Genomic DNA, 26,226 nt, shown 5'->3' on the forward strand with positions numbered 1-26,226 from the left:
TGACGTGTGTCATATAGCGGGCATGCATCAAACTGGGGGAACTGCCCGCGAAGGTTGTAGTTCTGCGGCCGCTGTTCCCTGGCGTATGGAATAACAGCGAACGAGAAGGACCATCCCATCTTGGCTGCCGAAAACACACAAGCAAGCACCACTAAAACCTATGCTCGCGCGGATGAGCATGACATCAAGCTGCACAAGGCTTCGAACCGCGTGAACTTCGGTTCCATCAAGGAGCCCATCGACGTCCCGTACCTGCTGGGCGTGCAGACCGATAGCTTCGACTGGCTCATCGGCAACGAGCGCTGGAAGAAGCGCGTCGAGGAGGACGAGGCCAACGGCACCAACACCGTTCCCCACACCTCCGGCCTCGACGAGGTCTTCAGCGAGATCTCCCCGATCGAGAACTTCGCCCAGACCATGAGCCTGACGTTCTCCAACCCGTACTTCGAAGAGCCGCGCCACACCGTGCAGGAATGCAAGGAGAAGGACTACACCTACTCCGCGCCGCTGTACGTGAACGCCGAGTTCTGCAACAACGACACCGGCGAGATCAAGTCGCAGACCGTGTTCATGGGTGACTTCCCGCTGCAGACCCCGCACGGCACGTTCGTCATCGGCGGCACCGAGCGAGTCATCGTCTCCCAGCTCGTGCGCTCCCCGGGCGTGTACTTCGACCGCAGCCGCGACCGTTCCAGCGACAAGGAGGTCTTCGGCGCGAAGATCATCCCGAGCCGTGGCGCGTGGCTGGAGTTCGAGATCGACAAGCGTGACGTGCTCGGCGTGCGCGTCGACCGCAAGCGCAAGCAGTCCGCCGTCATCTTCCTCGAGGCCATCGGCATGACCGAGCGCGAGATCAACGAGGCCTTCGAAGGCTACCCGCTGATGCGCGACGCCCTCGCCAAGGAGATGGACGCCATCACCCCGAAGGACTCCAACGGCAAGCCGCTGATCGACCAGCGTCCGAACGACGAGGAGATCCGCAACCACGCCCTCACCGAGCTGTACCGTCGCATCCGCCCGGGCGACACCGCCACCCCGGAGGCCGGCAAGAACCTGCTCGAATCCTTCTACTTCAACAACAAGCGCTACGACCTCGCCCGCGTCGGCCGCTACAAGATCAACCGCAAGCTCGGCCTCGAAGGCGATGTGAACGACCGCAGCCTCAAGCTCGAGGACATCGTCGCCACGCTGAAGTACCTGATGACGCTCCACGAGGGCAAGGACAAGTTCCTCGGCAAGCGCAACGGCGAGGACGTCGAGCTGCGCGTGGACGTCGACGACATCGACCACTTCGGCAACCGCCGCATCCGTCAGGTCGGCGAGCTGATCCAGAACCAGCTGCGCACCGGCCTGAGCCGCATGGAGCGCGTGGTGCGCGAGCGCATGACCACGCAGGACGCCGAGGCCATCACGCCGCAGTCCCTGCTCAACATCCGCCCCGTGGCCGCGACCATCAAGGAGTTCTTCGGCACCTCCCAGCTGTCGCAGTTCATGGACCAGAACAACCCGCTGGCCGGCATCACCAACAAGCGCCGTCTCTCCGCGCTGGGCCCCGGTGGCCTGTCCCGCGACCGCGCCTCCATGGAGGTGCGAGACGTGCACCCGTCCCACTTCGGACGCATGTGCCCGATCGAGTCCCCTGAAGGCCCGAACATCGGTCTGATCGGCTCGCTCGCCACCTTCGGCCGCGTGAACCCGTTCGGCTTCATCGAGACGCCGTACCGCAAGGTCGTCGACGGCCAGGTGACCAACGACGTCGTCTACATGACGGCCGACCAGGAAAGCGACCACGTGATCGCCCAGGCCAACCAGGAGCTCGACGACAACGGCCGCTTCGTGCACGAGGACGCCCTTGCCCGAGCCAACGAGGAAGAGGCGGTCGATGTCCCGGTGAGCTCCGTCGACTACATGGACGTCTCGCCTCGCCAGATGGTCTCCGTCGGCGCCTCGCTGATCCCGTTCCTTGAGCACGACGAGGGCCACCGAGCCCTGATGGGTGCCAACATGCAGCGTCAGGCCGTGCCGCTCATCAAGTCCGAGCGCCCGCTCGTGGGCACCGGCGGCGAATGGCGCGCCGCGGTCGATTCCGGCGACGTCGTGCTCGCCGAGAAGGACGGCGTGGTGACCTACTGCTCCGCCGACATGATCCGCGTGATGAACGACGACGGCACCACCAGCTCCTACAAGCTGGCCAAGTTCCAGCGCTCCAACCAGACCACCTGCTACAACCAGGTGCCGCTCATCCACGAGGGCGAGCGCGTGGAGAAGGGTTCCGTGCTGGCCGACGGCCCCGCCACCGAAAAGGGCGAGATGGCCCTGGGCAAGAACCTGCTCGTGGCCTTCATGCCGTGGAACGGCTACAACTACGAGGACGCCGTCATCATCTCCCAGCGTCTCGTGCAGGACGACACCCTCAGCTCCATCCACATCGAGGAGTATGAGATCGACGCCCGCGAGACCAAGCTGGGCGCCGAGGAGATTACCCGCGACCTGCCGAATGTGAGCGAGGACGCGGTGAGCAACCTCGACGAGCGCGGCATCGTCCGCATCGGCGCCGAGGTCGAGGCCGGCGACATCCTCGTCGGCAAGGTCACGCCGAAGGGCGAGACCGAGCTGACCCCGGAGGAGCGCCTGCTGCGCGCCATCTTCGGCGAGAAGTCCCGCGAGGTGCGCGACACCTCCCTGCGCGTGCCCCACGGCGAGACCGGCACGGTCATCGCCGTCAAGGAGATTACCAAGGAGGACGCCGAGGAGGACGGCGACGAGCTGCCCACCGGCGTGAACCACATGATCCGCGTGTACATCGCTCAGCACCGCAAGATCACCGTGGGCGACAAGATGGCCGGCCGTCACGGCAACAAGGGCTGCATCTCCCGCATCCTGCCGGAGGAGGACATGCCGTTCCTCGCCGACGGCACGCCGGTCGACATCATGCTCAACCCGCTGGGTGTGCCTTCGCGAATGAACCTCGGCCAGGTGCTCGAGCTGCACCTCGGCTGGATCGCGCACTCCGGCTGGGACATCAACATCGACCCGGACCTCGAGGCCGAGTGGAAGAAGCACATCCCCGCCGGCGCCGAGAAGGCCGACCCGAACACCCCGGTCGCCACCCCGGTGTTCGACGGCGTGCATCAGGACGCCCTCAACGGATTGCTGAAGACCACGCTGCCGAACCGCGACGGCGACAAGCTCGTCGGCGACGACGGCAAGGCCGTGCTGTTCGACGGCCGTACCGGCGAACCGTTCGGCAAGCCGATCTCCGTGGGCTACATGTACATGCTGAAGCTGCACCACCTCGTGGACGACAAGATCCACGCCCGCTCCACCGGTCCGTACTCGATGATCACGCAGCAGCCGCTGGGCGGCAAGGCCCAGTTCGGCGGCCAGCGCTTCGGCGAGATGGAGGTGTGGGCCCTCGAGGCCTACGGCGCCGCCTACACGCTGCACGAGATGATGACCATCAAGTCCGATGACGTCGACGGCCGCGTGCGCGTCTACGGCGCCATCGTGAAGGGCGACAACCTGCCGTCCGCCGGCATCCCGGAATCCTTCAAGGTGCTGCTTAAGGAAATGCAGTCCCTGTCCCTGAACGTCGAGGTGCTCAACGCCGAGGGCGTGGCCATCGACATGAAGGAGGAGGACGACGACCCGGTCTCCGCCGCGGACGACCTGGGCTTCAACATCGGCGCCCGCCCCGAGGCCGGCGCCAGCGCCCCCGCCGACTCCGAGGAGCCGCAGTACCGCTGACGGCCTCGCAGCCACTAGCACGCGTCCGACGGCATGACGGCGAAGACACGTCATGCCATCGGACGCCAACCCACGTGAAGCAGTAAATTTTTCGACAGACAGGACATAGAGTGCTGGACGTTAATGCATTTGACAAACTGAGGATCGGCCTGGCCACCGCCGAGGACATCCGCAACTGGAGCTACGGCGAGGTCAAGAAGCCCGAGACCATCAACTACCGTACCCTCAAGCCCGAGAAGGACGGCCTGTTCGGCGAGCAGATCTTCGGACCGACCCGTGACTGGGAGTGCGCCTGCGGCAAGTACAAGCGCGTGCGCTTCAAGGGCATCGTGTGCGAGCGGTGCGGCGTCGAGGTGACCAAGTCCCGCGTGCGCCGCGAGCGCATGGGCCACATCGAGCTGGCGGCCCCCGTCACCCACATCTGGTTCTTCAAGGGCGTGCCGAGCCGTCTCGGCTACCTGCTCGACATCCCGCCGAAGTACCTCGAGAAGGTCATCTACTTCGCCGCCTACATGGTGACGAGCGTGGACGAGGAGCAGCGTCACAAGGACATGCCCGACCTGCAGGACGAGTTCGACCTGCGCATCCAGAACCTGGAGAAGGCCCGCGACAACGCCATCCACGAGCGCGCCGTCAAGCTCGAGGAGGATCTTTCCGACCTCGAGGCCAGCGGCGAGGCCTCCTCCACGGCCAAGACCAAGCTCAAGAACGGCGCCGAGCGCGACCTCAAGGCCATCCGCAAGCGCTACAATGACGAGATCGCCCGCCACACCGCCGTCTGGGACCGTTTCCAGAGCCTCAAGCCCGGTGACATGGAAGGCGACGTGGACCTGTGGCGTGAGATGGTCGACGACTACGGCGACTACTTCGAAGGCTGCATGGGCGCCGAGGCCATCAAGAAGCGCCTGCACGACTTCGACCTGAAGGCCGAGGCCGAGAACCTGCGCAACGTGATCGCCACGACCAAGCAGGGCCAGCGCAAGGCCCGCGCCCTCAAGCGCCTGAAGGTCATCAACGCCTTCATCTCCACCGGCAACAGCCCCGAGGCCATGGTGCTCGACGTGATCCCGGTCATCCCGCCGGACCTGCGCCCGATGGTGCAGCTCGACGGCGGTCGTTTCGCGACCTCCGACCTCAACGACCTGTACCGCCGCGTGATCAACCGCAACAACCGACTCCAGCGCCTGCTGGACCTCGGCGCCCCGGAGATCATGCTCAACAACGAGAAGCGCATGCTGCAGGAGGCCGTCGACTCCCTGTTCGACAACGGTCGCCGCGGTCGCCCCGTCACCGGCGCCTCCAACCGCCCGCTGAAGTCCCTGTCCGACATGCTCAAGGGCAAGCAGGGCCGCTTCCGCCAGAACCTGCTCGGTAAGCGAGTCGACTACTCCGGCCGTTCCGTGATCGTCGTCGGCCCGTCCCTGCGCATGCACCAGTGCGGCCTGCCGAAGCCGATGGCGCTCGAGCTGTTCAAGCCGTTCGTCATCAAGCGTCTCGTCGACCTCAACTACGCGCAGAACATGAAGAGCGCCAAGCGTCTCGTCGACCGCGGCGACTCCGAGGTGTGGGGCGTGCTCGAGGAGGTCATCTCCGAGCATCCCGTGCTGCTCAACCGTGCGCCTACGCTGCACCGTCTGGGCATCCAGGCCTTCGAGCCGATCCTCGTGGAGGGCAAGGCCATCCACCTGCCGCCGCTCGCCTGCGCCGCCTTCAACGCCGACTTCGACGGCGACCAGATGGCAGTCCATCTGCCGCTGAGCGCCGAAGCCCAGGCCGAGGCCCGCTCGCTGATGATGGCGTCCGACAACATCCTCAAGCCCGCCGACGGCCACACCGTGACCATGCCGTCCCAGGACATGATCCTCGGCCTCTACTACCTGTCCACGGTGCTTGAAGGCGCCAAGGGCCAGGGCCGCGTGTTCTCCTCGCTGGACGAATGCCGCATGGCGCTCGACCTGCACGAGATCGACCTGCAGGCCGAGGTGCTGATTCGCATGCCCGCCGACTTCGTGCTGCCGAAGGACTGGGAGCCGCGTGAGGTCAAGGTCGCCGACCCCCGCGAGGGTGAGGACGCCGTGGCCAAGGAGGAGCGCTTCTCCGACGGTTCCGTGCTGTTCGCCACCAGCTACGGCCGCATCCAGTTCAACAGCACCCTGCCGGTGGACTACCCGTTCGTCAACTACCAGGTGGGCAAGAAGCAGCTGGGCAAGATCGTCGACGACATCGCGTCCCGCTACTCCACCCAGCAGGTGGCCGCCTCGCTGGACGCCCTGAAGGACATGGGCTTCACCCGCGCGCCGTGGTCCGGCGTCACCTTCGCGTTCTCCGACGTCATCGAGCCCCCGGAGCTCAACGACCTCGTCGACAACGCCGAGGAGAAAGCCCACAAGATCAACGGCAAGTACAGCATGGGTCTGCTCACCGAGGAGGAGCGCCGCCAGGAGCTCATCGACCTGTGGAACGAGTGCACCGACAGCGTGTCCAAGGCCGTGGAGCAGAGCTTCGACCCGCAGAACAACCTCTCCATCATCGTGCGTTCCGGCGCACGAGGCAACATGATGCAGATCAACCAGATCGCCGGCATCCGTGGCCTCGTGGCCAACCCGAAGGGCGAGATCATCCCCCGACCCGTGAAGTCCAACTACCGCGACGGACTGACCGTGCTGGAGTACTTCATCTCCCAGCACGGCGCGCGTAAGGGTCTGGCCGATACCGCACTGAAGACCGCCGAGTCGGGCTACCTGACCCGTCGTCTCGTCGACGTCTCCCAGGACGTCATCGTGCGCGAGGAGGACTGCGGCACCAAGCTCGGTCTGACCATCAAGGTGGCCGAACGCGACGACGACGGCAACCTCGTGCTCGTCTCCGCTGCCGACGGCGGCCCGTACTCCCGTCTGCTCGCCGCCGACGTCATCGACCCGGCCGACGGCAAGACCGTGCTGTACAAGCGTGACGACGCCCTGTCCATGGACGTGCTCAACGACCTCGTCGCCCACGGCGTGGAGGAGGTCAAGGCCCGCTCCGTGCTCACCTGCGAATCCAAGCGCGGCGTGTGCGCCAAGTGCTACGGATGGTCCATGGCCACCAACCAGCTCGTGGACGTCGGCGAGGCCGTCGGCATCGTCGCGGCCCAGTCCATCGGCGAGCCCGGCACCCAGCTGACGCTGCGTTCCTTCCACTCCGGTGGCGTGGCCGCCGCATCCGACATCACCCAGGGTCTTCCCCGTGTGACCGAGCTTTTCGAAGCCCGCAAGCCGAAGGGTGAGGCCATGATCGCCGAGTACGACGGCACCGTGAAGGTGGAGGACAACGAGACCGGCCACCAGGTCATCCTGACCCCGGACGATCCCGAGGCCCGCGACCAGGACGGCAACAAGGTGGACCAGTTCACCTACAAGGTGACCAAGCGCGTGCCGCTGCTCGTCAAGGACGGCGAACACATCAAGCGCGGCACCAAGCTGTACGAAGGCTCCGTGGACCCGAAGCAGATCCTGCGCATCATGGGCGCCCGCGCCGCGCAGATCAACATCGTGGAGGAAGTGCACACCGTGTACCGCTCCCAGGGTGTGGACATCCACGACAAGCACATCGAGGTCATCGTCCACCAGATGCTGCGCCGCTACACCGTGCTCGACTCCGGCGACACCGAACTGCTGCCGGGCGAGCTCGTGGACAAGGCCCGCTTCAAGGAGATCAACAAGGCCGCCGTCAAGGCCGGCAAGAAGCCCGCGACCGGCCGCCCGGAGCTCATGGGCATCACGAAGGCCTCGCTGGCCACCGACTCGTGGCTGTCCGCCGCCTCCTTCCAGGAGACCACGCGCGTGCTCACCGAAGCCGCCCTGAACCAGAAGGTCGACGACCTCAAGGGCCTCAAGGAGAACGTGATCATCGGTAAGCTGATCCCCGCCGGCACGGGCCTCGCCCGCTACCGCAACGCCAAGGTGGAGCCCGACAAGGCCATCCGCGACACCATCTACCCGAGCTTCGGCCTGAGTGATGACGACGGGACCAACCTCAACGACCTCACCGACGCCGACCTGAACGATGTGGACTTCTCCAACATCGACTTCGGCGACCTGAGCCTCGGAGACGACTTCAACCCCGACGACTTCCTCAACGACCTCGGCGGCGACTCCGATCTCGGCGGCGACCACAAGGACGCCGGCGACCACGGCATCGACCTCGGCAACGTGCCGACCGACGATACCGACAACACCGACGACGACGGCAGCATCAAGTAGCCGATAACGCCGATACGGCATAGAAAGGCCGGTCATCCCGTTGCATTCGGGATGACCGGCCTTTTTCGTCATCCTAAGCGTTTTTCATGTCATCCTGAGCGAGCATACTTTCTGTCTTTCTGTCATCCTGAGCGAGCGTCTCCCTGTCATCCTGAGCGAAGGCCATCGGCCGGAGTCGAAGGAATCTCACCACCGAACCCACGGGATCCTTCGACTCGCTCCGCTCGCTCAGGATGACAGGAAAAAATGGGGCCGCCTTCGCTCAGGATGACAGAAGGTGAGACCACTCCCGTTTAGGATGACGGAAAGTGGGGACCGTTCTCGCTTGGAATGACGGGGTGTTACACACGCCCTGAGACGTTCGGATCGATGGTCATCGTCTGGAAACGATGCTGCATGTAGGCGTCGTCGTAATGCCGCTGGAAGAACAGCTCCACCGGCGACCCGGGCTGCAAGCCGGAGACACGCGAATACCAGCAGTCCAACGCCATCAGCGTCATCACGCCGTCGACGAACAACAGCACGAACATGGCGACCGTCAACGAATACCGCCACTTCCACGGAATCCGGTTGATGAGCTTCAGCAGCCTCGGCAGCACCAATCTGATCCACACCAGACCAAGCAGGCCCCACATCAGCATGTACTTGCCGCTTGTACGGCCGCCCACCGACAGCCACTGCCCGGTGTAGTCCCATGCGGTGATGCCGAACGCCGTCTCCATGAACCAGCTGACCGCGAACTCGAACGAGCCGCCGATGACGGCGCTGGCGATGAAAATCAGCAGCGGATTGCTGTCCCACAGACGGTTGAGAAACACCGTCAGCAATACGGCGCCGAAGCCGTAGATGGGGGAGAAGGGACCATACAGCAGTCCGGCGCGGTCCTGCCATTCGCCGCCGTACATGACGAAATGATAGATGGTCTCGATACCCAGGCCCACGACGCAGGCCACGACGAACACCCAGAACAGGTTGAAGAAATCCAGTGCGATGTAGCCTCGGCCGGTCAGGTCACGTCCCACCATGTCGATTTTCGCCTCGGCGGCAAGACGATCCTGCTCGTTCATACGACGCAACGCACGTTGGATCCGCCGTTCGTCACGCAATGTCGGATCGGCGACGACCGAAATCACCACCAACAGCACCAACTGCGCGAACGGCACCAGCAGCGATGGCCCCAGACCATACAGTTCAAGGTTCGACAGCCCCTCCAGCAGCGTCAGCGGAATCAGCGCGTACGCCCACCGCGCCGCATACCGGCGGCGGTTGCGCACCAGCAGGATGCCGAACACGATGAGCGCGGCGCTGTTGGCGACCAACAGCAGCGCATGCACGCAGGAAAGCAGGAACGTCAGCGTCGGCTGGATGTGCGCCATGTCGAGCCCGTCGACGGTGTCGACGATCAGCATGATCAGCATCGGCAACGTCACTAGGCCGACGATCAGGCACAATGCGCCGTATATCCTCGCCATGAGGGGAAGACGGCGTCCGTCTATGGACGGCGTGGATTCCAGCGACGCCTCGGTCGCGGCGATGGCCGTCGCGTCGGCGACCCGACGGGCCAGATCGTCGGCGGAATGCATGGTACCGTCGTCAGCGGGTTTCATATCGTTCGTCATAATGATTTCGAGCCTACCCGGCATGGAAGAACACGGCGAGGAATACGGTCGGCGACCGTCGCATGAATACGCAAGAAAGAAACCACGATTTTTCGCCTCATGTGGTAGGAATGAACTATGACTTCTCATATTCCATATCCGCCCCCGCCGGAGTTCGGCTGGTACGACGATGACAACACCGTCATGCCGGGTGTGTCCGCGTCCGCGGACGCCGCCGGCGTCGCGCAGGCGGCCGGGAACCAGCAGACCGTCGCGGACCACAACGACGTTCCCGACGCGATCGCCGACGATGCCGCGGCGCAGGGAACCGCGGCTCAGAAGGCCACGGCACTGTCCGCCAACGCCGCTTCCGACTCCGCACCCGCGGCGGCCGGTCGGGACGAAGGGCATTCCGGGCAATCGGACGGGGACGACGAGGACTGGGACAGCACCGTGCTTTCCTCGTCCTTCACCAGGAAGCCGGACCACCGCTACGAACTGCACAACGAAGCCACCGGACAGACCGTGATTCTCGAGAAGAGCACGTTGCTCGGCCGCAAACCCAGCCGGAACCTGCCCGAAGGCGCCACCTCCATCAGACTCGCCGATCCGACGCGCACCATATCGCGCAACCATGCCGCCGTGAGCTTCGACAAGGAAGGCAACCTGTGGCTGGAGGACTACGGTTCGCTCAACGGCACGTTCCTCATCGTCAACGGCGAGGAGTCACAGGTCGTGAAGGGCACGCCCGTGCAGGTGAGCGTGCCATGCACCGTGCGCATCGGCGACCAGTTCTTCTCTCTCGACAAGGCGCAGTGACCGCGGTAATCAAGGCGTGGTAATCGCTGGCGGGCATGTGGCCCGTTCCCGGTTATCAGGGCATGAGAACGACGAATGGTGTGGCACCCCCGGACGGGGGACCACACCATTCGTCGTTGTACGTCGTTATGCGGCGCCATGCCATATGCGCCGTCGCGCCGTCCTGCCGCGTTCAGCCGCGCTGGGCGAGGGCGGCGTTGATCTGCGGGTCGTTGAGCTGGGCCAACCAGTTGAGCAGCTCCGGGTAGGTGCTCGGGTTCTGTGCCAGGTAGACGCGCAGCTCCGGCGCATACTGGGCGATCTGCGCGATGGTGATCTGATCGGTGTTCGGGTCGAGCGCCTGCGCCACCGTGAAGCCGTACTGATTGGTCGCCACCGGCTGCTGTGCCGCCATGGGCTGAGCCGCCGTCTGCTGCCGGGGCTGCTGTTGTGCCGCCGTTGCCTGTTGGCCGGCGTAGTCCGCCGCCGGCTGCGCCTCCGCGAAGGCCGACTGCTGTTCGGGCTGTGCCGCCGTTGCCTGCTCCGCGTCCTCGTCGTGGCCGGTCGGCGTGCCGTCGGCCACGTAGCCGCGGATGCGGGCCTGCTCCTTGGCACGGTCGTCGCCGAATTCGGCGATCCATCGCAGCAGGCCGGGGTATGCGCGGTCGTTCGCCGCTACGTTGGCGCCGAATTCCGGATTCTCATAGGCGATCTTCGCGAGCAGCACCGGATCCGCGTTCGGATCCTGGACGGCCGCCACCGCGGCGTCATAATCAACCATAATTACTCACTTTCCTTCGGCCCGGCGATATTCCGAGCGGTTACAGTTCTCAGGGTGTCCAACGTCGATTCGCCGATGTCGGCGATATCCTCGTCGCGGGCGATCTTCACATACGACCATTGCGGCAGTCCGGCGAAATCCTCGTCGTCCACGGTCACGTCCACCACGATGACGGTGACGTTGTCGCGTCCACCGCTGGCCAGCGCGGCGTCCACCAGCGCCATGACGGCGTCCTGCGGGTTCTCATGGGCGGCGGCGATCATGGCGATGGTCTCGTCGTCGACTTCGGAATGCAGGCCGTCCGAGCAGACGATGAACCGTCCGTTCAGGTCGGCGCGGAAATAATCGGGTTCTATACCGTCCGGCGAACCCACACATTGGGTGATGATGTTGCGCGGCACCATCTGTTCGGCGAGTTCGGGCAGCATGGCGCCGACGTCGATGATCTCCTGGCGGCGGGAATGGTCGCGTGTGATCTGCACCAGCGAGCCGGCCTCCCAGCCGCGGTTGTCGCCGCGGCGGTCGAGATGATACGTGCGGGAATCACCTACGTTGACCACGTACCAGGCGTTGCCGTCGTCGTCGGTGTGCCAGAGCGTCTGCGACTGGTCCTCGTCGTCGGCCAGATCGTCGTAGTGGGGGAGCAGCGACGTCGTATCGGCCAGAATCAGGCCGGTCGCGGTGGTGCCGGCGATGCCCCCGTATTCCTCGCCGAGGGCGAGTGAGTCCTGCTGGGCCGTGTCGAACGTGGCCTCGATGGTTTTTTTGGTACGGCTCTCCCGGTCGGCGAGCGTGGCGAAACGGTTGACCGTGCGGCGGCTGGCCTCCTGGCCGGCCACGCCGCCTCCCATGCCGTCGCATACGAGGAACAGGCCATGACCGGCCAGACCGCAGTCCTGGTTGATGCGGCGTTTGCGCCCTATGTCGGTGCGTAGGGCGGCACTGATATGCATGTCGGTCATGTCATCCTTTCGTGCTGCGATCGGTGGCCTGTGATGACGTACGGGATGATGCCGTACGGGGGTGCAGTCGGTCCTTGACCGCATTCAACCATAGCAATATTCGATTATCGGGAGCGTTCACAACGGTGCCGCCGGCCGTCGTCCCGGATGACGACGACGGCGATGCCGGCCTGGCGCCCACCGGATCGGCGAACACACCCCGCAATGAAAGTCTAGTGCGGATCGCGCGATTTCGCGGTAATCCCCGCATGATCGCCTGACGGACCTGATCGACCGTGCCCCAGTACGCGGCCGCCGACGCCTCGTCGACCTTCGCCCCCGAGAACGCCGCGTAATCGGCCTGCTTGCCCAGGGCCTCCAACGTGGACTGCGGCAGGGCGAGTTGTCTGGCCATCATACGGCTCTGGTCGCGGCGCGTGCCCGAGACGGTGGCGCCGCTCTGCCGGGCCAGAAGGCAGATCTGCCGCCAGCCCTGGGCGATGCGCATGCTCGGGCTGCCGTTCCTCCGCGCACGGGAGAGCATGACCGACTTGATGGCGAGAATCGTACCGACGACGAGGAGCAGCACCCACACGGGGCTGCCGTACAACGCCACCTTGCCGACGATGCCCAGCACCCTGCCCAGCCACTGCGACGACGACGAATCGTCCGCGTCGCTGCCGTCCAGGTTCGACTGGCCCTTGGTCTGGTTCTCGTCACGCAACGGGTCCTGGAGGGGCACCGGGGGCTGACGGACCAGCTTCTGCGGATTCGGCGGCGTGAGGTTCTGATTCTCGTTGGGGACCTTCGTCTCCTTCGGCGTCGGATAGAACGCCACCCATCCGTATCCGTCGAGCTTGACCTCCACCCAGGCCTCGATGTCGTTGCCGGTGAAGTCGATGGTCGTCGTGCCGTCCTTCGCCGTTTTCGTACGGCTGTCGGTGATTTCGCCGTCCTTGTTCTTGGGGACGAATCCGAGCACCACCCGGGACGGCAGGCCGAGGTCGCGGGCCATCAGGGCCATCGCCGAGGCATACTGCTCGCTGTCGCCCACCATGGACTTGCCGGCGAGCAGCTTGTCCACGCGATACGACCCGTGGCCGGGAAGGGACGGGTAGTCGCCCTTGAGACCATGCGAGAACCAGCCGTTGTCCTTGAGCTTGTCGGCGAGCCGCCGGGCCGCGGCGCCGCCATCGGTGCTGCCGCCGGCGAACGACGTGGCGAGCTTGCTCACCGAATCGGGCACATCCTCCGTCTGCGGCTGCTCCACGACGGCCGCCTGGGAGTCGTCGATCTGTTTGGTCGACGGCACGCGTGGCACGATGCCATGCTCCGTGTACGTCATGCCGGAGCGCAGGCGCGTCGTCAGCATGCCCGAATTCGTGTCGGTGTTGTAGTAGAACGACTGCGCGTCCTCGCCGGTCAGGCCCACGGACGTGGCCACGCCGGCCGTGGGGAACCACACGTCGGCAAGCCCCCTGCGCACGGTGAACGTGGCCGTGAACCGGTCGCCGACGGTCTTCGCGCGGGCCTCGTCGCCGATGTTCCGCCCCACGCGGCGGTAGTCGGAGGAGCCTGCCGCCTGCGACGAGTCGGAAAGGTTCCACACCGCCCCGTCGAACCGGTCCATGACGGCCAGCCGCACCGGCGTGCCGGCCGGAAGGTTCCTCACACTCAGCAGCGTGTCCTTCTTATGGTCCTTCACATAGGCGCGCAGGCCGCTCAGCGGGCTCGAATAGTCATAGGGGCTCAGCGGCGGCTCGTACTTGTCGCGCAGCACCTCGCGATGCTGGGCCACGACCAGCGAGGAACCGAACGCCAACGCCGCCGCCAGCACGATGATGATGCCCACGGAGACGAAGCGGTTCAGTTCCAGCAGGCCCATGCGCCAGCTCAGCCAGACGACCAGCAGCAGCGCCAGCATGATGCCCACGGCCACCGGCCATACGCCGGCATGCGTGCCGAGCGCCGCGCAGACGGCGAAGTTCACGCCCACCGCCACCGCCGAGAGCACGGACGCCAACGGCTTGCGCGCGATGGCGAACACGCCGGAGAGGAAGCCCATCCACAGCACGACCGTCCACAGCGCCATCAGATCGCCCCCGCCCGTGCCCACGGCCGGGTCGATGGAGATCAGGTACTTGAACGAGCCGAACGTGGCCGAAACGCCTCCGGACAGGGTGTCGAGACCGGGGATGACATGGCCGATCGTGGTCTCGGGCAGGGCGATGACCGGCCCCACGATGAACTGCGCGACCAGCAGGAACACCAGCTGCCACCACAGACGCAGCACCGTGCGGATGCCTGCGAACGCGATGAACAGGCCCAACACGGCCGCCGGCACCGCCGCCGCGGCCCAGGAGACGGGGGAGCCATAGACGTCGATGAGGTTCGCCGCCGCCAGCAGGTTCGCCAGCAGCATGACCGCCAGGCTCACCGCGTATGACGCCAGCGACTGCGCGTCGAGCAGGGCCCGGCGCTCGCCGCCCCTGAGACCTCGGGTGATCCAGATGGCCGAATGCGTGGACTTGGCCCACGTGCCGGTGCCTGTACCCGTACCCGTGCCGGTAAGGTCGGCGATGTCGGATGCCGTATGCAACGATTGATACTGCGGTGTCGTCATGCCAAAGCCCCCATCACCAGAGGAAGATCGTCGAGTTCGCCGATTGTGGCCATGGTGAAGTCCTCGAACCGCTGGATGGCGCGCTGCGCGCCCAGATCGGCGACCAGCACCAGGCAGGTCGCGCTTTTCGGCAGCGGCAGCACCATGCGTTTGATGACCTCCAGGTTCTTCATGCTGCCCACGGTGAAGCAGTAGAGCGAGGCGTCGGGGCAGTGGGTGAGCGCCGTCACGGAAAGGTTCGGGTTCTCGTCCTCGTCGGGCAGGATGCCGCTGCATTCATCAAGGAACTCCATGGACTGCGACGGGTCGGTGGAGCCTTCGCCCACGAGCACGCGCATCCGCCGTCCCTGCAGGGTGCATTGCACGCCGATCGACGCATGGATGGAGACGGCGAGCTCGAACTCCTCGGCGTTGATGTAGTCGTTGGGGTTGATGCCGAGGCTCAGCGCCGTGGTGGTCTTGCGGGTGGCCTCGTACTGGCGGATCATGAGTGTGCCGGACTTTGCCGTCGACAGCCAGTGCACGTTGCGCATGTCGTCGCCGGGCTGGTATTCACGCAGGCCGTAGAAGTCGAGGTCGTCGTCGACGATGTCGCCGCTCGGCTGGCCCTCGAGGTCGCGTTGGATGCCGGCGTTCAGCGGCTTGAGCCGCGTGATCCGTGGATGGATGAACACGTTGATGCGGCTCGCCAGCGTCTTCTCATGGCGGATCAGGCCGAAGGGGTCGCCCTTGCGGATGCGCAGGGGGCCAACGGGCAGCACGGCACGGGATATCGTGGTGAACTCCACGCTGGTGTGCTTCTCCTGCTTCGGAGCCAGCGACGGGATGGCGAACGTCTCATGCATGGATCCCAGCGACAGGTCGCCGCGCGCGTGCACAGTCGGCGTCCTGCCGGGGTTCCTGACGGACACGTCCACCGGCACGACGTCGCCGACGGTCAGATGGCGGCTGGGCACCGACAACGCCGCCGAGAACCCGGTGTTGCCCAACGACATCGTGACGGCGGCGATGAGCATGACCGTCCCCACCACCGCCATGACCAGCAGCTCGTGCCAGCGCACGAACGCGAAGGCCACCGCGCAGACGACGCTGAATCCCAGCACCGTCCACCCCAGCGGGGAGACGTAAGACCGGAGGAAACGCAGGGGACGGCGTGCGGCGCTGCTCCAAAGGCGCCTTGCGCCTCCGGAACGTCCGCCGCCGCGGTTCCGGGGACGCTGGCGCATGTGACGACGTCCCCGGACGCCGCTTCGTTGATGCAATGCCGTTTGTCGAGCCATGGATCCATGTTCCTTGGAGTTGCGGGTACAATCAGGCGCCGATGGTGGGCGCCACCACCTCGGCGAGGATGTCGGCGACGACGCTGCCCGCGGTCGCCCCGGCGAACGTGGCCTCGGGGGTGAGGATGATGCGGTGCGCCAGCACGACGGCGGCCAGGTCCTTCACATCGTCGGGCACCACATAGCCGCGGCCGTCCGCGGCGGCCCACACGCGTGCGAGACGGATCAGCGCCAGTGCGCCACGCATCGACGCGCCCACCAGGACCTTGTCGTTGTGGCGGGTGGCCTCCACCAGACGCACGACATACTCCTCGATGGCTTCATCCACGTGCACGCCCTCGGCGATGCCGCGCAGTTCGAGAATCTCCTCGGCGCCGGCCACGGGCTCCACCGTCTCGGCGCGGTCGCGCACATTGGCCTCGCGCAGGATGCGCAGGCTGGCCTCATGACCCGGGTCGCCCAGCGACGTCTTGATGAGGAAGCGGTCGAGCTGCGCCTCCGGCAGCTTATAGGTGCCGAGCTGTTCGATGGGGTTCTGCGTGGCGATGACGATGAACGGCTGCGGCACCGGGTAGGTGACGCCGTCCACCGTGACCTTCTGCTCCTCCATGACCTCCAGCAGCGCGGACTGCGTCTTCGGCGAGGCGCGGTTGATTTCATCGGCCAGCACGGTGGATGCGAAGATCGGGCCGTTGCGGAACGTGAACTCGCCGGTCTTCTGGTCGTAGAACGTCACTCCGACCACGTCGCTCGGCAGCAGGTCGGGCGTGAACTGGATGCGCTTGAACGGCGCGTCGATGGAATTGGCGAGACCTCGCGCCAGCTGGGTCTTGCCGGTGCCGGGATTGTCCTCCAGCAGTACGTGGCCTCCGGCCATCAGCGCCGCCACGCACTGGCGTATCGTGGTCTCCTTGCCGAGGATGACCTGGGCGATGTTGTCGACGATGGCGACGAACACCGTGTTGAACCGGACGATATCGGGTTCGGGCTGCGGCAGCATCGAGTTGTCGGAGCGGGCCGGTTTCGGCTGCGGCCTGAGACGCGGTTCCCGGCTTGGTCCGGGACCGGGGTTCGGCGCAGCGGGTTGCGCGGCGGTCTTCTTCGGAAGCCCGGTGGAGCCTGCCGCGGGGGTCTGCGCGTCGGACCGTGTGACGGCAGGTGCCGTCTTGCCCGTGGTGCCGCGCGACGGTTCCGGACGCTTGGGGAGCGCCGGCTTGGACGAAGATTTCGCGGCCGTTGCGCCGGAACCGTCGCCGTCGTCTTTTTTCGGCTGCACATGGGGCGTGGCGCTCAGCTGTGTGGCGTCGGAGAGGACGGTCCTGTCGGACAGGACCGTGCCGTCGGACAGGACCGTCCTGTCGGAGAGCACCGTGCTGTCGGAGAGGACGGTGCCGTCGTCGATGCCCTCCGTTCCCTTGCCGTCGTTCGTCCGGCCGGTGTCCGGCGTCTGGCGCTTGCCGTTGGTGTTCTGGCTCATATCTCTCCTTGTGATTTGTCCGTGTCGGTGCATCCGTGCGTTTAGTACAGGCGCCGCCAACCGGCCTGCATGATGACGGCCGGCGACGACTGGTTGCGCTCCATATATGCCGACTGCATCGATTTCGTCTTCGTCGGCAGGGCGCGGCCACTGCCCGACAGGGTGCCGTGGGCCTCGTCCCTGTAGGTGCTGTCGTTGTTCAACGTGACCTCCAGCGACCAGCTGACGTCCGGCGTCGTCTCGGCCCCGCCGGACGAGGATCCCTCGGATGTATCGCCCGTGTCGCCGCCCGATCCGGACGTCGACTCCAGTCCGACGTCGGAGGCCCTGATGGACCTCATATCGGGGGTCCAGCCGTTGACGACATGGTCATTGACCGTCAGCACGTAGGTGGCGTTCTGTCCCCATCGCTGGATGTCGCTTGCGCGGTTCACGTCGATGGTGTTGCGGTCCTTGGCGTTCCATGACAGCGAGAACGAGTCTCCGATCCGGGGAGGCACCTTGTAGACGTAGTTCCTGTCCTGGGCGGTGACGGACGGGCCGTTGGCGCCATTCAGCGTCTGATACGCCGTTGCCGACGGACAGCGCTGCCATTCCCCGATGCGCTTCGTGGCCGAACCGCCGGTCACGCGTTCGCCGCCGAACGTGACGATGATGTCGTCGTATTTGTCGTTGCCGGACCATCTGGCCGTGCAGACGCCGTCGCTTCCGGAGACGGTCAGATCGGGCTTGCGAATCTCGTAGCTGGGTCTGATCTCGTTCGATGTGGCCTTGGCGGGTCCTCCGCCGGGCTTCTCCGGTTCGACGGTGGCGGTCACGCTCATCGGCTTGAAGTAGTCGCTCTGGCCGATGGTGACGGAGAAGGTGCCGTCGGAAGAGCACGGCACGCTGCCGCCCGTGCTCAGCGTGATGCCGGAGCATCCGGCGCCATGCAGGTCGCCCAGCGTGACGGTGCCGGCGACGGTCGTGGAATCCGTCTGTCTGATGGAGACCGTCGGCGCGTCGATATCACCCCAGGGGGCGTCGTTGTTGATGCTGGTGCCCTCGATGCCGTCCCCGGCGCGGTTATGGGCGCGTACCCGGGCGGTGAACGCCTTGCCGCCGGCGGAGTTGTCGACGGTGAACGTGGCCGTCCGGCCGGTGACGGTCTGGGTCTGCGACCCCCCGGCGCCGGTGATGGTCACGGTGTATTTGTCCGGTGCGGAGCCGACGTATTCGGGCGGGGTCCAGCCCACCTTCACGCTCTTGTAGCCTCCCAGCACGCCGATTTCGGCGGGGGCGTCGGGGACCTTGTCGGGCATGCCCTTGACGGTGTTCGAAGGGGAGGACCAGCCGACCTCGTTCATGGCGCGCACGGTGAACGCGTACTCCTGGCCGTTGGTCAGTCCGGTGATCTGGCAGGTGGTGTTGGCCCCGCAGCTGACCTTCCGGTCGTTGTAGTCCACCTCGTATTCGGTGATCGGGGCGCCGTTGGACGCGCCGGGGGTCCATGCCAGGTTCACCGACCCATCGGCGGGCGTGCCCGCCACGGGGGAGAGCAGCGGCGGGTTCGGACGGTCGACGATCGAGACCGTGACGATGGCGGTGACGTTGCGCGAGGCATCCTTCGTGCCGTCCTGCACGGTGACGACCACCTTGTTCGTGGATGCGCCGATGTTGGAGGCCGGGGTGATGGTCAGGTCGCCGCCCGCGGTATAGCTCACGCTGATGCGCGACGCGTCGTCCGTGGTCGCGCCGACCACCGTCAGCGGTGTATCGGGGAACGGGTTGTATGCGCCGGTGAGGATGTTCAGGTGTTCGGGCGTGCCGGCCTTTGCGCGGATCGTCTGCCCGGCCACGCGGGCGAGCGGCTGGTTCGTCTGGGTGACGCGCAGCGTCACGCCCGCGTTCACCGTGCCGTTCGCGTATTTGATGGCGATGGGCAGGGTCACGCTGGTGCCCGGACGGGCGTCCTTCGGCGCGCTGACGGTGAGGTTGCCGTCGGACGACAGCGTCGCCTCGATGGGGCTCGCGCTGCCGCCGGTCGAATACGTGTACGCTTTCTCGTCCTCGTATGCGCCGTCGGGTGCGTGGGTGAGCTCGCGCAGCGAGATGGTCTTCTTCGCATCTCCGGGCACCACGTCGATGGTCGGCGCGGAGAACGTCGGCGGGGGCACCTGGCGGCCAATCACCGTGATGGGCAGCGTGAGCACCGCCGAATTGATGATGGCGTTCTTGTCCTTGCCTTTCTTGCCGTCCACCGCGGTGAACGTTATCGATGCCGGCCCCGCGTAGTCCTTGGCGGCGGTGAACTTCAGCTTCGTGTCGCTCACGTACAGGTCGCCGCCGTCGGATTTCGTGGCGCTCACCGATTCCTTGGACTCCACGCTCGCGGTCTTGCCGGCGCCGACGCGCACGTAGTCGGCGATGTTGATTTCGATGGTCTCGCGCGCATGCACCTGCAGCTTCGGCGCCTTGGGGCGCAGCGTCGGGGGGAACACGCCGTAGGCGGGCACCTGGATGAACGCCGTGGAGGTGATGTTGTACTTCGTGTTCGTCACCGTGTACGGCACGGCGCGCGCCTCGCCGGTCAGGTCCACGGCGATGACGGTGGAGTTCTCCCCGCCCTTGCGGTGCGCGTGGTCCCTGGCGCTGGGATGCACGTCCACCTTCAGCTCGTCGGCGGTGCCGGACGGGTTGGCGATCCAGTCCTTCACGTCGACGTCGACGGTCTTCTTGTCGATGGTCGCGGCGGCGGGCACCTTGTAGTCGTATGCGGTGGGCGGGGAGATGGGCGCCTTGTCGGAGACGTTCACCGTCAGCGTGCCGGTGTCGGTCAGGCCGGCCTTCGTCCTCACCGTGTACATCACGTAGGCCGTGCCCGCGTTCGACGGCGAGGTGAGCTCGATCATGTTGTTGCGCACCTTGGCGTCCCTGACGCCTTGCATGTCGAGCTTCCGATCGAGCGTCAGCGTTTCGGAGTCTCCGGAGATGTCGTTGATGAGCACCGGCACGTCGACCTTGGTGTTCGGCCGGATGGACAGGGTGTCGTCGCGCGCGTACACGCCTGAGTCGGAGCTTGACTTGAACACGCCTACACGGATCTGCGCCTGTGCGCGCTGGCCGGTCCAGTCCTCCACGGCGTAGCTGAACGTGTCGGTGCCGGAGGAGTCCGCGTATGCCTCGTAGACCAGATAGTCGGCGCCGGTCTCGGTGATGCGGCCCAGCTTCGGCACCGTGTTGCCCAGGCCGTTCAGCGTGTCGCCGTCGCCGTCCACGTCGATGCCGGTGAGCGTGATGGGGATCTTCACCTTCTGGCCGGCCGCCACCTGGGCCTCCACGTCGGCCGGTGTGGGCGCGGGCTTGCTGGCCGCGTCCTTCTTGTGCACGGTGATGGTGATGGTGCCGGACGCGGTGTTGCCGAGGTTGTCCTGCACGGTGTACGTCACCGGGTAGACGCCCTGCGCGTCGGCGGCCTGGTATCGCACGTTGTCCTCGGAGACGAACGCCAGGCCCTTGAACGTCTTCTTGTCGTACTGCAGGGCGGTCTTGAGCTTCACGGTCGTGCCGTCGGCGTAGGTGACGTGGTCGAGCACGGGGATGGTGACGATGCCGCCGGCGCGCACCTGGACGTTGATGTTGCCGGCTTTCGGCGCGTTGTTCTGCGTGGACAACGCCGGCGGCTGCAGTACGATGCGCCCTTGGCTCTGCCCCTGCGCGTTGGCCACCGTGTAGCTTACGGCAACGGGTTTGGTCGGCACCTGGCGGGCGGTGAGGTACACGCGCTTGTGGCCCACGATGCCGGTCTTGATGCCCGATTCGCCGGGGACGCTCACGGAGCTGATGGCGAGCACGCCGCCGAGCGGGTCGACGTCGTTGGCCAGGGGCTCCACGATGGCGGTGTTGTCGGCGCCGAGCAGCGCCACGTCGTTGGCGGCGACGGGTTTGGCGGCCTTGCCGTCCACGTTCTTGACCTCGATGCGCGCGAGTCCGGTGGTGGGCTGCGTGCCCTGCGTGATGGTGTACGGCACGTAGTAGGTGCCGGGATTGGCCGCCTTGAACGTGAACGACATGTCCTCGTTGTTGGCGGCGGTGGAGGCGTTGGCGGGCTGGGTGACGGCGGAGAGCTGCGCCGGCTGCACCGACGTGCCGTGCACGTATTGTCTGAGCGCCACGGTGATGCTTTTGCCCGGCTGCGCCTGCCTGACTATGGGGTCGATGACGGCGGTGAGCGTGTTCGCCGGCCTCACCGAGAAGTACACCATGCCCTTGCCGGTCTTCTCGCCATCGGAGACCAGCACCTGCACACCCACGCGCCCGGACGCCTGCGAACCGGTGTTGAACACCAGCTGCCCGTCGGCGCGTGTGGAGACCATGACCTGATCCGAATTGGTGGGTGTGGCCGAGACCAGCGTCATCGGATCGCCGTCGCCGTCGGTGAAGCTCGCCAGCGCGTTCGCGGTGTAGGATGCTCCCTGCTCCACCTGGTACTCGGGAGGGGTGTCGGTCTGCCGGGGGGCCTTGTCGTCGTCGCCGTCGGTGACGTTCAGCGTCACCGTGGCCGACGACGTCTGCTCGCGGCCGTCGGAGATGGAGTACGAGAACTTCACCGTGCCGGCGTGGGCGTTCGTCGCGTCGAGCTGCAGATACCGGCCGTCGTAGACGGACGCCACGGTGGCGTCGTCGCCGGGGGACTCCACCTTCTCGATGTGCAGCACCGAACAGTCGGTCTGCTCGTCGTTGCGCAGCACGTCGAGGATCTCCTCGCTGCCGGCGCGCACGCCGAACGTGTCGTCCACCGCCTTGATGGTGCCGGACGTGGCCGAGCATTTCTCGGCGAAGTTCTGGTGGTTGTTGGCGGTGTCCTGGCTTTCCTGGGTGGTCGTCGTCTTTTCGGTCTGGATCTGGTTCCACTGCAGCTTGATGACGTCGGTGGAGTCGTCCGGATTCCAGACGTTGCCGTTCGTCACGTCGTTGAGCACGACCAGACGGTGGTTCGTGCGGAACGTGAGCTGCGATGTCTCGGAGACATCCTTGAGCGTCCTGAACTGCGGTTCGTCGGCGAGACGGCCGTCCTTCGGCGCGCCGCACGCCTTGATGAAGTTGTTGGCCCGCTGGCTCCACGCCGCGTAGACGCATCCCGATGACGACACCGGCTGCGCGGCCTCGCCGTTGCCGCCGGACGTGAGCGTCACCGGCTTGGCGTTCGGATGGTCGAGGTCGGCGACGACCAGTCCGGCGGTGGTGGACGCCGCGACCCAGGAGGCGTCCTGGCGTCCGTCGACCGGAGGCTGTTGCAGCGTGACGCGGCCGGTGGCCGGCAGCCGGATGGAACCGCCGTTGAATGTGAGCGTGCCGCCGGAGACGACCACCGGGCGTCCGCCGACCACGGTGAAGTCGTCGGCCACGAGCTCCTTGCCGCCGTTGAGCGAACCGTATTCGCGGGGATTCGACCCCTGGGGGTTGTCCAGCGTGAGCACCATGGCGTCCGACGGCCGGTACCCGTAGACGACACCGTCCTTGTCCACGGCGACCTTGCCGCCCTGCCCGAGGCTCATGACCGGCTTGGCCGTGGTGGGGGAGACGCCGTCCACCGAGTCCGCCTCGCCGACCCAGACATCGCCGCTCTTCGTATTGAGGAACGCGATGGAGTCCCCGCCGATCGCCGACGTGGTCTCGCCCTTGAGGTCGGTCTGCCCGTTCACGCCCACGGTGGACGCCTTGATGCCGAGGGCCCGGCCGCCCTCGTTGAGCACGGTGTTGTCCCCGGACTGGCTGACGTCGAACCGCTGCGCCGACGACGACACCGCCGCGTCCGCCTCCTGCAGCCTGACGTTGAACCGGGCGGCCTTCTGGTTCTTCAGCGACGTGATCCACACGGTGCCGTTGTCCAGCTGCACGTGCTGGCGGGTGATGGAGCTGATGATGATGGCGCCGACGACCACGCCGAGCAGTAGCACGAGGGCGACCACCGGCATGATCCAATGATTGCGTCTGGTGGGCATGACGCCGCGCAGACGTGCCAGACGGGCGCGCATGCCGGGGCGCATCTCTTCGCTGCCGTTCACGGTTCCCCCTACCTGTGCTCTCCTATGGGTATGCCATCCATGGTACGACGCGCGTCGTAAAAGCTACTTACGCACCGCGCATGCGGTGGCGGGGGTGGTGGACATCTGCCGGTCGGCGCGCACGATGCTCACCTGGATGCACACCTGGTCGTCGGTGACGCCGTCGATGCTCACCGTGGGCCTGTCGACAAACGACGACGTGGCGTCGGACTGCGCGGAATCGGAGCCGACCCGGTTCCATGCGTACCTGTCGCCGTTCTGCGGGTCGGGATTCGTCCAGGTGAACGTGGCGGTGCCGTCCTGCAGCGTGCCGGCCAGCCCGGTCGGCGACGGCACGTCGCTGTCGGCGGTGGCGCCCAATCCCGGTGATGGGTCGTCATGCGAGTCCAATCCCTTCGCGTCGTCCCCCACCACCTGCGTGCCGTCGGCGCCGCGTGCGGAATCCAGACGCGGCATGACCACGAACACCAGCAGCGCGGCGATGACCGCCACCGCGGCCACGATGGACGCGCCGATCGCCAACGGCCTCACCCACGTGCGGGGCTGCGGGGCCGCGGGACCGGCGGCGTCCGTGGCCTGCCTGCCGCGTCTCCTCTGCTGCGGCAGGTACGGCGGCACGTCCTCCACCGTCACCGGGGTCTGATGCCCATAGCATTGCTGCTGCACCCGCTGCATGTCGCGCGCGAACTCGAGCATGGAATAGTACCGGGCGTCGGGGTTCTTGTTCATGGCCCGACGCAGCACCTTCTCGAACTCCTTGGGGACGTCGGCCCTGCGGATGCGGGGAAGGTCCTCGTCCACGATCACCTGGGCGAGCTCGCGGGTGTCCTTCACCTTGTACCCGTATTCGAACGGGGAACGGCCGACCAGCATCGCGAACAGCGTCGCGCCCAGCGAATAGATGTCGGTGGCTTCGGATCCGCCCGAACGTCCGGTGAGCACCTCCGGCGGCGCCCAGGGGATCGAGAACCCCTTCGCGCCGCGCGTCGTGTAGATCGTGGACGAGATGCCGAAGTCGGCGATCACCGGCAGCCCCTGCGTGGAGATCAGCACGTTGCTCGGCTTGATGTCGCGGTGGATGATGCCCCGCTTGTGCGCGGTGAACAGGGCGCTCGCCAGGTCGATGCCCACGGTCAGCACCTGGTCCACCGGCAGCTGGTTCGAGCGGGAAAGGTCCTTGTAGCTGCCGCCCCGCGCATATTCGAGCACCATGTAGCCGCGACCCCCGGGCGTGATGCCGGCGTCGTAGATCGACAGGATGTACGGATGCTCGGAGAGCTGGGCCATGAAGTTGGCCTCGGACCGGAACCGGTTGCGGCTGTTGCGGTCGGCGAGCGGCGTCTCGTTGATCTTGACGGCGACCAGGCGGTTCGGCACCCGCTGGTGGTAGAGGAACACGGCGGCCGTGCCTCCCGCTCCCAGCGTGCGGATGAAGTCATACCCTTCCAGCACCGGTGGTTCCACGTTCACGCTCATGACCGACCCCCTTAATACATGTTGGCAGCGTGCGTATCGGCGGCGTTTCGTCCCGACCATGAGGCGATCGACCGCGAATCGTCCGGCTCCCTTCCCAGCATCCTAGCGGCCGGGCGGAACACGGTCCGTTCCGTCCAAGGCGCTGACACGGTGCCGGTGGCCGGCGGTTCGTGGGGGCATGCCCGGACATTTCGGGCCACGGACCTTACAATGGCTGTGTACCAGAGAAGGAGAATATCCATGAAGATTTGCGATCAGTGCGGACAGCAGAACCCCACGGGGGCCAGGTTCTGCCGCGGTTGCGGCCACCGGTTCCCGGACAACGTGCCCGTCGATGCGGCTCAGCAGCCCACGGCTCAGCAGCCCGCGGCGCCGTCCCCCTCCGTCCCCCTTCCCGGCCCGGTTCCGACCCCGGCGTCCCAGGCCGGACAGCCGGCCCAGCCCCACTTCCAGGTTCCCCCGCAGGCGGCTCCCGCGCCTCAGCCCCAGCCCCAGCCCCAGCAGCAGCCCGTCCCGGCGTCGGCGCAGCCGGGTTCGTCCGGTGCGTTCTTCACTTGGCTGTGGGAGTCGTTCAAGCACCCGTCCCGGCGGTACGCCACCCAGACCTGGTGGGCCATCATCCCCTTGGTGTGCAACGCGTTCCTCATGGCGCTGACCGTCTACATGTGGCAGAGCAAGGCCGTCAGCGCCGCGGCCAACGTGGGCAACGGCCTGCTGAGCAGCCTGACCGGCGGTTCGTCGTACACCCCGCAGATCGCCTCCCCGGGCGTCTCCCTCGCCGAGCTGTTCAAGTCGTGGATCCTGTTCGCCGCGTTGCTGTACCTCGTCGTGCTCATCTGCTTCATGGGGCGCAGGATGTTCGGCGAGCGCATCCCGTTCGCCGCGCTGCACACCGAGATCGCGCAGAAGACCATGCCCATGATGGCGCTGAACCTCGTCACGTTCCTGTTCGCGCTCATCGGGTCGGGACTGGTCTTCCTCTCTGCCGCGCTGTTCATGCTCGGCGTTTCGTTCCTGATGACGATGCCGGCCGCCATCATCGCCCAGGGCGTCAACGCGCGCAAGATCGACAAGACGTGGATGTGGATCTTCGCGATGCTGCTCAGCGGACTGATCCTCGGCATCTTCTTCGCGATCTTCGCGGTGGCCGGGGTCGTCGGCGCGGTCTCGTCCGCGCTCTGACGCCCGGCACGCCATGAGCGGCCCGTACACTGGAG

At 66.1% G+C, this 26,226-nt stretch carries 12 protein-coding genes; 4 read left to right on the forward strand and 8 right to left on the reverse strand.

Going from position 1 to position 26,226, the window contains the following annotated elements; genetic code table 11:
* The first annotated feature begins 120 nt into the window (after positions 1-120).
* Positions 121-3,747 carry a DNA-directed RNA polymerase subunit beta gene (gene rpoB / locus KIH77_RS04760; RefSeq protein ID WP_219099962.1) on the forward strand — a complete coding sequence of 1,209 codons (3,627 nt, stop codon included), beginning with the start codon at positions 121-123 and terminating at the stop codon, positions 3,745-3,747.
* Positions 3,748-3,857: 110 nt separating this feature from the next.
* A complete protein-coding gene (locus KIH77_RS04765) occupies positions 3,858-7,988 on the forward strand; it encodes a DNA-directed RNA polymerase subunit beta' (RefSeq protein WP_219099963.1) in 4,131 nt (1,376 codons plus the stop codon).
* 341 nt (positions 7,989-8,329) lie between these two features.
* Here KIH77_RS04765 and KIH77_RS04770 read toward each other — a convergent pair whose 3' ends face one another.
* Positions 8,330-9,607, reverse strand: a complete 1,278-nt coding sequence (locus tag KIH77_RS04770) for a putative ABC transporter permease (protein WP_236024472.1) — start codon at positions 9,605-9,607, stop codon at positions 8,330-8,332.
* Positions 9,608-9,724: 117 nt separating this feature from the next.
* Here KIH77_RS04770 and KIH77_RS04775 point away from each other — a divergent pair, with 117 nt between their 5' ends.
* Positions 9,725-10,405 carry an FHA domain-containing protein gene (locus KIH77_RS04775; RefSeq protein ID WP_219099964.1) on the forward strand — a complete coding sequence of 227 codons (681 nt, stop codon included), beginning with the start codon at positions 9,725-9,727 and terminating at the stop codon, positions 10,403-10,405.
* 172 nt (positions 10,406-10,577) lie between these two features.
* Here KIH77_RS04775 and KIH77_RS04780 read toward each other — a convergent pair whose 3' ends face one another.
* The 7 genes from KIH77_RS04780 to KIH77_RS04810 form a co-directional block, all read right to left on the reverse strand.
* Positions 10,578-11,165 carry a variant leucine-rich repeat-containing protein gene (locus tag KIH77_RS04780; RefSeq protein ID WP_219099965.1) on the reverse strand — a complete coding sequence of 196 codons (588 nt, stop codon included), beginning with the start codon at positions 11,163-11,165 and terminating at the stop codon, positions 10,578-10,580.
* Positions 11,166-11,167: 2 nt separating this feature from the next.
* The gene (locus KIH77_RS04785; protein WP_219099966.1) at positions 11,168-12,127 is read right to left on the reverse strand and encodes a PP2C family protein-serine/threonine phosphatase; all 960 of its coding nucleotides are present in this window, start codon (positions 12,125-12,127) and stop codon (positions 11,168-11,170) included.
* A 1-nt stretch (position 12,128) separates the two neighbouring features.
* Positions 12,129-14,729 carry a transglutaminase-like domain-containing protein gene (locus KIH77_RS04790; protein WP_219099967.1) on the reverse strand — a complete coding sequence of 867 codons (2,601 nt, stop codon included), beginning with the start codon at positions 14,727-14,729 and terminating at the stop codon, positions 12,129-12,131.
* The gene (locus tag KIH77_RS04795) at positions 14,726-15,955 is read right to left on the reverse strand and encodes a DUF58 domain-containing protein (protein WP_219100014.1); all 1,230 of its coding nucleotides are present in this window, start codon (positions 15,953-15,955) and stop codon (positions 14,726-14,728) included. The genes KIH77_RS04790 and KIH77_RS04795 overlap by 4 nt, the downstream gene beginning before the upstream one ends.
* A gap of 85 nt (positions 15,956-16,040) precedes the next feature.
* The gene (locus tag KIH77_RS04800) at positions 16,041-17,486 is read right to left on the reverse strand and encodes an AAA family ATPase (protein WP_219099968.1); all 1,446 of its coding nucleotides are present in this window, start codon (positions 17,484-17,486) and stop codon (positions 16,041-16,043) included.
* 41 nt (positions 17,487-17,527) lie between these two features.
* Positions 17,528-23,515, reverse strand: coding sequence for an Ig-like domain-containing protein (locus KIH77_RS04805; protein ID WP_236024482.1), 5,988 nt, complete (start codon positions 23,513-23,515; stop codon positions 17,528-17,530).
* An 81-nt stretch (positions 23,516-23,596) separates the two neighbouring features.
* The gene (locus KIH77_RS04810) at positions 23,597-25,009 is read right to left on the reverse strand and encodes a serine/threonine-protein kinase (RefSeq protein WP_219099969.1); all 1,413 of its coding nucleotides are present in this window, start codon (positions 25,007-25,009) and stop codon (positions 23,597-23,599) included.
* Between the two features lie 240 nt (positions 25,010-25,249).
* Here KIH77_RS04810 and KIH77_RS04815 point away from each other — a divergent pair, with 240 nt between their 5' ends.
* Positions 25,250-26,191 carry a zinc ribbon domain-containing protein gene (locus KIH77_RS04815; protein ID WP_219099970.1) on the forward strand — a complete coding sequence of 314 codons (942 nt, stop codon included), beginning with the start codon at positions 25,250-25,252 and terminating at the stop codon, positions 26,189-26,191.
* The last annotated feature ends 35 nt before the right edge of the window (positions 26,192-26,226 follow it).

Origin of the sequence: Bifidobacterium pluvialisilvae, from assembly GCF_019331695.1 — a bacterium.
Lineage (GTDB): Bacteria > Actinomycetota > Actinomycetes > Actinomycetales > Bifidobacteriaceae > Galliscardovia > Galliscardovia pluvialisilvae.